This is a genomic window from Flavobacteriaceae bacterium, from assembly GCA_014075215.1.
Lineage (GTDB): Bacteria > Bacteroidota > Bacteroidia > Flavobacteriales > Flavobacteriaceae > Polaribacter.
The window spans coordinates 2,437,175-2,450,580 of record CP046177.1 but is presented as its reverse complement, the minus strand read 5'-3'; the positions used below and the strand labels follow the sequence as shown (position 1 = coordinate 2,450,580).

The window sequence follows — 13,406 nt, the reverse complement described above, 5'->3', positions numbered from 1 at the left end:
CTTTATCGTGCAACTCTTCCGGAGGCATCTCCGTCCATTAGTTTTTCTACTTCAGCCACGGTAACAAGATTTGCATCTCCTTTGATTGTGTGTTTCAGGCATGACGCTGCTACGGCAAAGTTCAATGCGTTTTGATCGTTATCCGGGTATTTTAACAATCCATAAATCAATCCTCCCATAAAAGAATCTCCTCCCCCTACACGATCAACAATATCTGTAATTTGATATTGCGGTGATTCGTACATGGTGGTTCCGTCATACATTACTCCTGCCCAAGTGTTATGAGACGCTGAGATAGAGCCTCTTAATGTGGTAATTACTTTTTTGGCTCTTGGAAATTTTTTCATCATCTGCTTGCATACCGATAAGAACGCTTCTGCTTTTACATTGTGTCCGTGTTTATGTACATCAAGCCCTTCGGGATGAATCCCAAAATGTTTTTCAGTGTCTTCTTCATTCCCCAAAATGATATCACAGTAAGAAGTCAATTCTGTCATAATCGCTTCGCGATCACCTCCATATTTCCACAGTTTAGCGCGATAGTTCAGATCTGTTGATATGGTAACACCTAACTTACTTGCTACTTTTACAGCTTCCAAACAAACATCAGCAGCCCCTTGAGAAATAGCAGGAGTAATTCCTGTCCAATGAAACCATCTTACATTTGTAAAAACTTCTTCCCAATCTACCATTCCGGCTTTGACCTCTGACATGGCAGAATGTGCCCTATCATAGACCACTTTACTTCCTCTACTCACAGCACCGGTCTCTAAAAAATAAATCCCCAGACGATCTCCTCCGTAAATGATCTTATCAACACCCACACCTCTTTTGCGCATTTCCATCATGGCACACTGACCGATATCATTGTTTGGTAAGCGGGTAACAAAATCTACAGGAACCCCATAATTTGCTAACGATACTGCTACATTAGATTCTCCTCCGCCGTAAACAACATCAAAATTATTTGTCTGAGAAAATCGTAAAAACCCCGGTGGTGCCAGACGCAGCATTATTTCTCCAAAAGTAACTACCTTTTTCATTTTTAATATTGTTTTAATTTATCATTTAACACTATTCGGTTAAATGTTTAAACTATTATTTTATTTTTTAATAAATTTCTTTGTTTTATATCCCTAGCGCTTGCCCGCCGCCTATTTGAATAGTTTCCGCAGTAATGAAAGCCGCATCTTCACTTGCTAAGAATGAAACTACAGATGCTACTTCTTCAGGTTGTCCCAACCTTCCTAACATAATATTGTTTTTCCAGGAAGCAAATACTTCAGGTTTGGTTGTTTTAATTTGAGTATGGAAAGGAGTATCAATTGTACCGGGAGATACAGCGTTGACCCTAATTCCATATTCTGCAAGGTCTTTTGCTAACGCTCTTGTTATTGCATGAACTCCGGCCTTAGATGTTCCATAAATACCAGCTCCCGGCCCACCGGCATTCCAGCCGGCATTTGAAGTGTAGTTAATTATTGAAGGATTCGTTCCTTTTTTAAGGAAAGGTATGGCTGCTCTTGAGGCAAAAAATGTTGAATCAAGGTTCAAAGCCATTACTGATCTATAAAATTCAGTCGTCATATCTTCGAATCTGGATCTTCCCCCCAATCCTCCGGCATTGTTTACAAGAGTATCGATTTTACCATATTTTTCACCGATTTTGCTAATGTTTTCGGTAACTGCTTCTTCGTCTGTAACATCAAACCCGTAATATTCTGCGGTGATTCCTTCGGCAGTAAGTGCTGCTACTTTCTCAGCTCCTGCTTCATGATCGATACCATTTAAGATGGCAATACATCCATCTTTTCCTAATCTCTTTGCTACTTCAAAACCAATACCGCTTGTAGCTCCTGTAACGATAGCTATTTTACCTTCTGATTTGCTCATTATTATTTTAAGTTTTATTTGTTTAGTTAATTGTTGTTATTTTCTATCGGTCTAATTTCTTTGATCAACACATAAATTGACATGACTGATAAGGGAGCTAAAACAGCGAGAATAATAAATGCTGGCGTATACGAATCTACTGTTATTTTTGGTATTAGCCAGTTCATGATAATAACTGAAACTGCTCCAATACTACCTCCTAATCCAGCTAAAGTTCCTACAGATTTTCCATTTAACAAATCGCTGGGTATTGTTTGGATATTACTAATAGAGAATTGGAATCCAAAAAGTACAACAAATACAAAAGACACAAATTTTTCCGGTGTATCTGCCAAGAATATTGCTCCTAAAATTGATATCACAATAATAAGTGCTCCTATAGAAATAACCTTTTTCCTTGATTTATCAAGGCTGCTTGAATTCATTAATTTTTTAACATACCAACCACCGGCTAAACTCCCAAGCATAGCACCTACATAAGGAAACCAAGCATAGTATCCGATCTCTTTTACATTGAACCCAAATTGATCTGATAAATAAATAGGCATCCAAAAAACAAATAACCACCAAATAGGTTCAATAAAGAAGCGTGCAGTAATAACTCCCCACGATTCTTTTTTTGATAGTATTTCTAATACACTCAGGCTTTTACTATCATCATTCTGCCTGCCTTCCAGCCTTCCCGAAATAATATGCCGTTTTTCTTCGTCAGTAATCCAAGGGTGATCTTTTGGTTGTTTTTTATTTATAATCAACCATGGAATAATCCACAAAAAACCAAGTACGCCAATAATTATAAAAGTCACTTTCCATCCGTAAACACCAAATAATTCTGAAATTGTTGGTGCAGCTATGATAGAACCAATTGCAGCACCTGCATTAAATATTCCTTGTGCTAAACCGCGCTCTTTAATTGGAAACCATTCTGCGTTGTTTTTTACTGCTCCCGGCCAATTCCCCGCTTCTGCAACACCTAATAAACCTCTAAAAATACCTAATGACGCAGCTCCTTTTGCAAAGAAGTGTAATATAGACGCTAGAGACCAGAAGAAAATTGATAAGACAAAACCTATTTTTGTTCCTACTTTATCGTATACTTTTCCTGAAATAAATTTACCGGCAGCGTATGTGATTGTAAAAATATTGATAATCCAAGCATAGGCTTCTTTAGTTAACCCAAGATCTTTACTCATTTCCGGCCACATGATTCCCAATGCGGCCCTATCTATATAATTAATAATCGTCGCAAGACAAACTAGCCCGATAATCCACCATCTGAGTCCTTTTATTTTCATTATATTAATTTTGTGGTACTTCCTAAGTACTTATGTAAGTTTTTTTAAATTTCTGTTTATTTAATTCATAAAAGAACCAGGTAACACATACTTAAAGTTATTCTCAATACTAACGCTGTTTATACGGTAGAAAATCTTACTAAGGAACTACTTGAATCACGCATGCTTTTACTTGATTAAATATTATAACAGTACTGATATAATATTTTAAAATGAGCTTTCATTTTTTCTTTTGCCAATTTTGGGTTTTGTGCTACTATTGCATTGTATATTTCCGTATGCTCTTGAATTCCCTTTTGTGCCAGGTCATCATCACATATGAGATATTTCTCAAAATTTGTGATGATTTCCGGAGTAATCATTAACATCAGTGTATTCATTGTGCTGTTTCCGCTTGCTTTTGCAATGGCAAGATGAAATAGTAAATCTTCCTGAACAGCATCTTCTCCTCTTAATACTTTATCTATAAAAGCATCTAAAGTGTCTTTAATTCTTTCCAGATCTTCTTCGGTTCTCCTAATAGCGGCAAGCCTTGCTGTTTTTAATTCGAGGAGTATTCTTGTTTCAACCAGTGATTTAAAATCCGGTTCTTCCAGCCTTAATATATCATCTATCATCCCATTCATGGCAATAACACCGATATTTGCAATAAAAGTTCCGCTTTGTGGAATGGATTTCAACAATCCGTAGAACTCTAGCTTCTGAATCGCTTCCCGTATATTTCCTCTTGTAACTCCAAATTTTTCGGAAAGCATTCTCTCGGAAGGTAATTTGTCGCCGGGTTCCAGATTTTTGAAATTAATTAAACCTCTTATCTTGAGAATAATAGCATCTTGAATGCTCTGATTTTCTACTTTTGTGACTACGTCTAACTTCATCTTAGTTTGTTTTCTGCTAAAATTTAGTTCAACAAATTTAACTTTTTAAAACACTCGTTACCTAATTTTTATTTCTAATGTGATACTTCCAGCGAATAATATTCCACTTTTGCATTTGCCCAACTATCACGTGTTACCAAATAATTTCCTGCTTTGAAATAATTTTCAAATATACCCCATTTTTGCATATGGATATCATTGTACACTTTTGATACCCCGTTCATAATCACCTCCATTCTTCCTTGAGATACTTTGACTTCCAGAGTAAATTTATCAAAACCAACATACTCGGGAAATGTATACCCTACATCATCCCCCCAAGCGGAAGTATGTAGTATTTCTGTTGCTGTTGCATCCAAATCATTGAGTACTTTTGTTTTTACCCTCACTTTTCCGTTCACCCAATAAATTTTTAAAACAGGAGGAGCGTTATTGTCACCGGATCCTATCAAATCTCTTTGTTCATCAGTTAGCCTCCCATGTATCTGCATGATAATTGTCCTGTGATAATTGTCATTGGCATCCTTTGTGATTTCACCCATGGCTAACTCGCCTTTTATAATCCCTCCTTGAGCGAATGTCCAGTTAGTAGTATTACTTCCCGGTACCATTTGTTCTCTCAATTCTGTTCTGGAATACGATGAGTTTGTTGTTGTTGATCCCGGATATGTGTGGAAAACCAATGCTCCTTTAATTGAATCATTATACATAAAAGGCTTTAATGTTTCATCTGTAGCATACCCTAAAATTTCCGGTGGTTCTATTTCGGTTGGGTTCCCTATGGGCAATGTAACTTTCCAATTACTCAAATCAATACTCGGCAACTTATAATCATCAGGAGATAGGTCATTATTAACTCCGGTTTCTGGGGTATTTTCCCCCTTTTGTCCGTCCTGGCAAGCACTTGTCAAACTACATAAAGCAACAAATAAAATGCTTAGGTATGATTCTTTAATTTTTTTCATTTTTTTAGTTTGATACTATAGAAAATGAATCCAGTCTGGCTTCGGCACCTTGATTAGTGACAAAAATAGATACTGTAGAATTGGCTCCCGAATTAAATGGTAAATCAACCTTTACATAAGTATTGGCGCTTGATTGGTCTGTTCCTTCAAAAGAAGCAATTGTAGCAGCCGGTATATCTGCCACATTTGTAAATCCTCCGCCGGCTAAAACAGATACTGTAATAGATCCTACTGGAGAAGTTTTAATCGTATACCAATACGTAAGTATATAATCCGAATTAGGAGAAACTCCCAGTTCCTGGTATGCAATTCGGTCGCCTGCAGATGGGTATTTAGAAGCTTGAGAGCCTTCATGTACCGGACTGCTAGTAATTTGAATAACTCCTCCCATACTAGAATTTCTCCAAGAATCTCTACCGTCTCCTGTACCGCCATCCAGGGTGCCATCTTCAAAACTTGCTTCTAATATGGGAGGTACTATGATTACCGGGGCTTGTGGTTCGACAACTTCTATAGCTTGAGAATGTGTGTTTGTCACTCCCAATTTATCACTGGCAGTAAGTGTTACCGTATAAGTTCCTTCTCCGGGAAACGTATTTGTAGGTTCTACTGCTGTTGAGGTATTTCCGTCTCCGAAATTCCAGGAATAGTCTGTGACACTTGTTGATAAATTCGCAAACGTATATACTTTCCACGCATCACCTGCTCCTGATCCCTGCGTAGCTGAAAAATTTGCTGTCGGAGGTGTTAAATCAGGTATGGATCCTACTTCGGGTAATGTATTATCTTCGCACGCAATATATAACGTTGTAACAGCTAATGTTAATAACGAAATTGCTATTTTAGAAATTCTATTGTTTATATTTTTAATTGCTTGTTCCATAATAATTAATTTATAATTATGTGTTTTAGAATTAATAACCGGGGTTTTGAGTTAAAAGACCATTGCTTAACCCTATTTCTGATTGTGGAATAGGTAACAAAAGGTCAGTTGACGTAAATCCATATCCGTTTGCTGTTGAAAATGCACTTAAAACATCTTGGGCAACACCAAATCTTATCAGATCAAATAATCGTTGATTTTCAAAAGCTAATTCTACTCTTCTTTCTTCCAACAGTTCTTCTTTTGTAATACTCGTTACCGGGGTGGTTAAACCTGCTCTGTTTCGAATCATTTGAAATGACACCAAGGCATTTGAACTGGTTGTGGAAACTCCGCCCGCCAAAATAGCTTCAACATGCATCAGGATAACATCTGCATAACGTAATACAATCCAATCATTCCCTGCAGAAGTAGGGTCAGGAGAAGTAACAGGTATCCCCAAAGTGGTATCGCCATCAGGTAAATATTTTACTACTTGGTACTGGGTTATCTGGCTTTGATCTTGTCTGTAGGAGTATTGTGTTCTGGTACCTCCGTTGGCATCCAGTGAAGCTCTGGCGTCTGCAGTTACATAATTAACACCGCTTGTCCTCCCTACGGCATTTAGCCATTCCGCAGAAAAATTTTGACTATCATCGTTTGAGCCTGCAACAAAACCAATTGCAAATATCACCTCGCTATTTCCTTCATTATAAAAAATATTCCTGAAGTCGCTTTGCAAAGTAAACCCTCTGGCCGGATTCATGATATCCTCACAAAGTGTTTGTGCTTCTCCGTATCTTCCCAAAGTTAAGAATACTTTTGCTAAAAGGCCTTGTGCTGCAGCTCTGCTTGCCCGGTCTTTTGGCCCGCCATCTGTTAAATTAGCAACTGCATTTTCGAGATCGCTTACAATCAGATTATAAATTTCGGTGGTTGAGACTCTGGTGAATGCCGTTACTTTATCTAATGGGTCAATCACTTTGTTGATTAATGGAATATCTCCGAATAATCTTACTAAATTAAAATAGGCGTATCCTCTTAAAAATCTGGCTTCCGCTTCATATCTGGCAGCACTACCGGATGAAGCTGCTCCCAGGTTTTCTAAAACAAGATTGGCTCTAAAAATTACGTTGTAGTAACTTCTGTAATAGTCAGCAACAATACCATTGGTTGCCTGAATATTAAACTGTTCAAATTGAGCTGCTTCACCTTCACTTGCTTTAGTTCTGGTATTATCACTACGCATTTCTGTTACGTAAAATTCTACTTGTACGGCATGATTTAAATTAGTACTTGTAAATTTTAGTGCATTTACACCTTGTATTCCATCATAAATATTTAAGATTCCGGTTTCTATTTCGGCATCATTGGTAAAATAATTATCTGCATTAATCCCTGTATTTAATTCGGGAGATAAGAAGGTCTTTTCACATGATGTAATTAGCATTGCTATTGATAGTAATGTTAAAAATTTTATTAGTTTCATAATATTTTCTATTTAAGTTTTAGTAGCTTAAAATTGAACATTTACACCTAAGGAGATGGTTCTGAAAACAGGAGACCCTGCTCTTTGGTATCCATAGGTTGTTGCACTTGTATTATTGATAGATTCGGGATTAAACCCTGTATAGTTACTCGCTGTTATGTAGAACAGATTTTGCGCTGATACATAAACTCTGGCACCGGAAATCTTTAATTCCGAAGAAAGTTCCTGACTAAATCTGTATCCTATATTTAAGTTTCTCAAAGCAACGTAAGAAGCATCCTGAATAATATCATTTGTAAATATTTTCTCTTTGATAAATCCTTGATCAGGTGTTGTTGCAACAATATAATTTTGCGCACTGTTAAAGTGGTTAAAAATATATTGGTCTCCCATATTTCTAATTTCAGCCCCATGACTTCCTTGAACCATCAAATTGATATCAAAAGCTCCCAATGTAAAATCATTAGATAAACTCCATATCAAATCGGGATAAGGGCTTCCTAAAATGGTTCTATCATCGTTATCAATCAGGCCGTCGCCATTTAAATCTTTTACATATACGTCTTGTGCTTCTGCCCCAATAGGATGAAAAGGATCTGTAATATATTCTAACGGAATATCTCTATCCACTACCCAGCCGTAATAAGAAGATATTGGGTTTCCTTCCAGATTAATCCATTCTGCAGCTCTTTTGGAATCTACTATCTGAGTTTGACCGTTAGAATCTGCGAAGTCTACCAACTCATTTTTGTTTTTGGATGCAATGAATGTAGTTGACCATCTAAAATTACTGTTAGATATATTTCTACTTCTCAGTTCAACTTCAAATCCTTTATTTTCTACTTTACCGAGGTTTACCAGTGCATTACTAAAGCCTGTTGTCGTAGAGATAGGATTGTTCAGTAGTAGTTGATCACTCGTTCTCTTATAATAATCAACAGATCCGGATATCACATTATTAAAAAGGCCGAAGTCTATTGCCGGATTAAATTCTATTTGTCGTTCCCATGTTAGATTAGGATTAGGAATATTAAGAGGGTTTACAATCAGAGCAGGTTGGCCACCACTCACTGCTGTTGTGGTATTGTCTAAAATTGCCAAATACGGATAATTGTTTACTAATTCATTCCCTGTTCTAAAATCGTTATTCCCTGTTACTCCGTAACTAACGCGTAATTTCAGATTGTTTATAACATCACTGTCTATTAAGAAGTTTTCTTTGGCAATATTCCAACCTATGGAAACTGCCGTAAAGTTTCCATATTTCACATTAGGGCCAAATACTGAACTTCCATCTCTTCTATAACTAACGGAAGCCAGGTATTTATCTTCATATGCATAATTAACTCTTCCAAAAAAAGACAATAGTGTTCTTTCCCATTCAAATTTATCTTGATCCGTAATACTTTCGGCAGAAGCTATGATCTGAGAAGCATCGTTAGCAAATCCTGTTCCTTGTATACTTTCAAAAGTTCTTTTTCTCCTCTCTATGGAGGTACCTATCACCGCATTGATTTCATGCTTCCCTATTGTTTTACTGTAAGATAAGGTATTGTCGGCAACTAACCTGAAGGTTGCCTGCCGGGTACTGTCTAATCTGGCATTAGAACCTCCGTTTCTATGTGATTGTACACCTTGATAACGGGATGTTCTTGTAAACTGGTAATTTAAAGAAGCGTTAGATCTAAAAGTTAAATCTTTATTGATTTTATATTTAGCGTAAATACTTGTTAACAATTTATTTCTGTATTCAAATCTTTTTCGCTCTAATATTTTTGCTCCCGGATTTGTATTAGAAGAATTACTAATATCCGTGCCACTCCCTGTACTTGGTTCTCCGGCAGCTAAATCATAATCATCAAACATTCTCTGAATTGCGTAATCTCCAACTTGCGCATTGGCATATCTCGCCCCATCTCTAAACCGATTAACAAATTGAATGGTATTTGCATCGAGATACAGAGGTAACCACGAGGGTTGTCTCAAAATATCATGTGTAGAACCGTCAAACCTTCTTCTTTTAGTAAATGAAGGGTTTACTTTGAGTCCAACAGTTAATTTCTTACTTATTTTATAATCGATTTTGGCATTTATATTATATCGTTCAAAATAGTCTGTAAGTAATACCCCATTGTCTTCCAAATAGTTAAGCCCTATATTGAATTTTGCTTTTTTCCCTCCTCCGGTTGCTATAAAAGAGTGATCCGTTATTATTCCTCCGTCAAATATAATGTCCTGCCAGTTGTTATCAACACCGATAAGTTGTTTATATCCCTTTCTATCGGAAAGTGTTCCGTTTGCTGCCATTTCTCTTGCTACTCCTTCTGCTACAGAAAGATGATAAGCATCGCTTTGCCTGGCCGCTTTATAACCGGTAACCATATTATAACTCAGCTTTACTTTCCCTTCTTCGGGACTTTTTGTAGTAATAATAATAACACCATTACCTCCCCTTGAACCATATATAGCTCCTGATGCCGCATCTTTTAGAACTTCAAAAGATTCAATATTGTTCATATCCAAAGATCCTAAGAAATCTTCATCAACCGGCACTCCGTCTACAATCACTAAAGGCCCGGAATTTCCATTAATGGATCCGGTTCCTCTAATCCTGATTGTTGGTGCAGATCCGGCTTCTCCTTCTGTTGCCTGAATGTTTACCCCCGAAACCTGACCTACTAAAGCATCATCTATACGCGAGACATTTATTTGGTCTAACTTATCATTAGTTACTTTGGAAATAGCTCCTGTCAAATGCGATTTCTTTTGTGTTCCATAACCAACAACAACAACTTCGTCCAGAAGATTACTGTCTTCCGCCAGTACTATTTGTAGTTCTTTTTGATCAGTAATCACTACTCTTTGCGGTGCATATCCCAAATACGAAAATTCAAGGGTTTCTCCTTTTTTAACTACAATTTGAAAATTCCCGTCCAAATCTGTAACATCTCCCCTCGAAGTGTTCAATATTTTTATAGTTACACCCGGCAAACCGGTACCATCTGTTTGGGAGACTACTTTCCCTTTAACAATAACTGTTTCCTGTGCAAATGTAATATTTACGAACATTGTAAGCAGTAATGCCAGCTTAAGTTTTAAGTTCATCATTATTTATGTTTTAAAGTTTTGGTTTACTAATTCCTTAAATAGAACTATTTTTTAATCTTCTCACATAAACCTTATTTCCAAACAAATCGTCTTATTTATAAATTGATTTTGTATTTTTGTATTGTTCATACTTATTTAATAAGGCCATGTGCATTATACTTCCCTCGAAAGAAGTATTTTTTAAAGGATAGGGATACCTGTCTTTTTTTTAATTAATGTTAATTTTATAATCATTATTTTATTGGTTCTCCAATCTGGTTTACCAGATTGGAGAACCAAATATATATAAATTTCTTTTAACACCAAATTATTGGGAAAAAATTGACTATAAAAATTTATTTATTCCATGAAATCTTCTCTTATCGGGCTAAATACATCAATAAGAACTCCTGATTTCTTACAGATTGCTCCATGAAGAACATGAGGGGGAATGTAAAACGAATCTCCTCCTTTCATCAATCTGGTTTCTTCTCCGATTGTGAGCTCAAACTCTCCGCTTTCAACATAGGTTACTTGTGAATGGTAATGCTCGTGCATTGGGCCTACACCTCCTTCATCAAAATGCACTTTTACAAGCATTATTTTATCATCATATCCCATAATTTTACGTTTTACACCTTCTCCGACTACTTCCCATTCAATATCATCTCCCATGATGAATTCTTTACTTGTTCCAAATGTTTTCATATTATATTGTTTTTAATTAGTTACAAAACGTGGTCCTTTATTACTTTTAACCCGATTTATTTTGGTGAGGTGCCCGGACCCACTGTTGCTTCTCTAAACCACACTTCTGTGTAACACCCATTTTCATATTGTTTAGCAATGTCACCTCCATAGGTTTTTGCACCTGTACACCATACCATATTTGTTTCGGGGTTTTTCCCATTGGTTTGGTTATAAGCACCTTGTTTAAAATAATTTAACTCTCCACTGTAGGCAGTGACACGTTCAGTTCCATCTTGTCCTATAGGTACGAATAGTTTCCTTACCTGTTTTGGCATATCTGATTTTTTTACATATTCGGATGAGGTGAGGTTTTTAGTAAATGTTTTTGTTTCGTGCTTATCACTTTTGAAGGTGAGATACATAACTCCCTTATATACATTTACTTCATAATTGAATTCTTCACCTAATTCTATTCCATCTTCAGGCTCAGCGGGCTCCTCATCTTTGCTTGTTCCAACAACAGACATATCGTGCCCCCATACGGCGGTTGAAAAATCCCATCTTCCGGAATTATCATCACCTGCTGTATTAATTTCATAATTCCAGAATACGGATCCTTTGCTATGCCCCGGAAATTTCTTGTAAAATATTTTTAGGGGTTCATTTTCATGTCCTTCACCACTATGGATTTGCCCAACTACCGTTGAGTACGAGGCCGCAACTCTGGCATCACCGGAAATGGAAACCTGCATGACTTTGCAGGTACCTGTTAATTTACCTCCTTCTTCAGGTGTCCATTCTCTTTTTTCGTGTAATTCTGTTCTGGTATTACTAGAGTTTGGTGAAGTTACGCCTGAATTAGGTGTTTTATAGACTACCCAACGCCTGGTACCGTCAATAACAGTGTAGAAAAAATCTTTATGCTCAAAGTCACCCAGGTTTTCCATATTGGTTCCATCTCCCATCAACATTTTAAATTTACCCATAAAAGGAATCACCTCACTTGGATAGACTATTTTTTTACTCAAGCCATCGTTTGATTTAAAATACCCGGCATTCGAAATTGCATCATCGCTGATTTCAATACTAGCAGATTTAAACCAAACTTCAGCGTAGTTTCCATCTGCATATTGTTTTGGGATATCACCACCATGAATCTCAGCACCTGAACACCATACTTTATTTACTTTAGGGTCTTTTCCGTTTGTTTGATTGTAACAGCCTAGCTTAAAAAAGAGTCCTTCATCTGCATAGGCACTTTCACGTTCTACACCATCTTGACCTATTGGGACAAATAATTCTTTGACTTGTTTTGGGATGTCTGAATGTTTTGAATATTCAGAAGAAACAAGGTTTTTAGTAAATGTTTTGGTTTCATGTCCTTCACTTGTAAATGTAAGGCGCATAATTCCTTTCTTAACTTCCACTTCGTAACTAAACTCTTCCCCTAAAGCAATCCCGTCTTCTGGCTCTGGCGGGTAGGTGTTTTTATCAGTTCCAACAACAGAAAAGTCATAACCCCAAATTGGGTAAGAATAATCCCACCGCCCCGAATTATCATTACCTTTGGTATTGATTTCATAATTCCAAAAGACAGAACCTTTCGTATGGCTAGGAAATTTTTTATAAAATATCTTTAGTGGTTCGTTTTCATGCCCGTCTGCACTGTGGATCTGTCCAACTACCACTGAGTATGTTGCCGCAACACGGGCATCTCCTGTTTTGGCCACATTCATTACCTTAAGGGTAGCATTCATTTTAGCTTCTGTCATCGGCGACCACTTTTTTAATTGAGCTAGTTCAGTTCTTGTGTTGTTGGAAGTGCCGTGGGTATTCCCTGCATTAGGTGTTTTAAATACTACCCAATCTTCTTTGTCATCTCTGGCGGTGTAAAAGAAATTTTTATTCTCATAATTAATTGCCTGACCTACATTAGAACCATCACCTAAGATTAAATTCCAATGTTGGAAAAATGGTATTATGTCGTTTGCATTACTACCTGTAGCTATATTTTCAGTGCTGGTAGAGTTTTGTTTTTTGTTTTCAACACAGTAATTAAATAGTAAAAAAGCACTTATTATCGGATAATAGATAAAAATCGATTTAGGTATTTTAAAACTCATATTTATATGATAATTTTGAGTTAAAGCATTTTGAGGTTGTAACTAAAAATTGCCAATTAACCGGGTACGGTTAACCGACAATTTAAGATGGTTACTATTTGTTAATAAACAATAATTCTTTGTA

The 13,406-nt window shown here is 36.6% G+C and carries 10 protein-coding genes; all 10 read right to left on the bottom strand.

The annotated features are described in order from the left end of the window. Positions 1-2 precede the first annotated feature (2 nt). Positions 3-1,043 carry a sugar kinase gene (locus GKR88_11985; protein ID QMU64939.1) on the bottom strand — a complete coding sequence of 347 codons (1,041 nt, stop codon included), beginning with the start codon at positions 1,041-1,043 and terminating at the stop codon, positions 3-5. Between the two features lie 85 nt (positions 1,044-1,128). Further along, entirely contained in the window at positions 1,129-1,893 is a 765-nt protein-coding gene (locus tag GKR88_11980) for an SDR family oxidoreductase (GenBank protein QMU64938.1), read from the bottom strand. Positions 1,894-1,919: 26 nt separating this feature from the next. Continuing rightward, the gene (locus GKR88_11975; GenBank protein ID QMU64937.1) at positions 1,920-3,188 is read right to left on the bottom strand and encodes an MFS transporter; all 1,269 of its coding nucleotides are present in this window, start codon (positions 3,186-3,188) and stop codon (positions 1,920-1,922) included. Between the two features lie 176 nt (positions 3,189-3,364). Further along, complete coding sequence (locus GKR88_11970; GenBank protein ID QMU64936.1) at positions 3,365-4,066, bottom strand: FCD domain-containing protein; 702 nt, start codon at positions 4,064-4,066, stop codon at positions 3,365-3,367. A gap of 74 nt (positions 4,067-4,140) precedes the next feature. Continuing rightward, complete coding sequence (locus tag GKR88_11965) at positions 4,141-5,031, bottom strand: polysaccharide lyase family 7 protein (GenBank protein QMU64935.1); 891 nt, start codon at positions 5,029-5,031, stop codon at positions 4,141-4,143. A 4-nt stretch (positions 5,032-5,035) separates the two neighbouring features. Next, positions 5,036-5,914, bottom strand: a complete 879-nt coding sequence (locus GKR88_11960) for a PKD domain-containing protein (protein QMU64934.1) — start codon at positions 5,912-5,914, stop codon at positions 5,036-5,038. A gap of 31 nt (positions 5,915-5,945) precedes the next feature. Next, positions 5,946-7,382: a RagB/SusD family nutrient uptake outer membrane protein gene (locus tag GKR88_11955; GenBank protein ID QMU64933.1), complete on the bottom strand. Its 1,437-nt coding sequence runs from the start codon at positions 7,380-7,382 to the stop codon at positions 5,946-5,948. A gap of 27 nt (positions 7,383-7,409) precedes the next feature. Next, complete coding sequence (locus GKR88_11950; GenBank protein ID QMU66704.1) at positions 7,410-10,487, bottom strand: SusC/RagA family TonB-linked outer membrane protein; 3,078 nt, start codon at positions 10,485-10,487, stop codon at positions 7,410-7,412. Positions 10,488-10,829: 342 nt separating this feature from the next. Further along, positions 10,830-11,177, bottom strand: coding sequence for a cupin domain-containing protein (locus GKR88_11945; protein QMU64932.1), 348 nt, complete (start codon positions 11,175-11,177; stop codon positions 10,830-10,832). 56 nt (positions 11,178-11,233) lie between these two features. Next, entirely contained in the window at positions 11,234-13,282 is a 2,049-nt protein-coding gene (locus GKR88_11940; GenBank protein QMU64931.1) for a polysaccharide lyase family 7 protein, read from the bottom strand. Between the last annotated feature and the right edge of the window lie 124 nt (positions 13,283-13,406).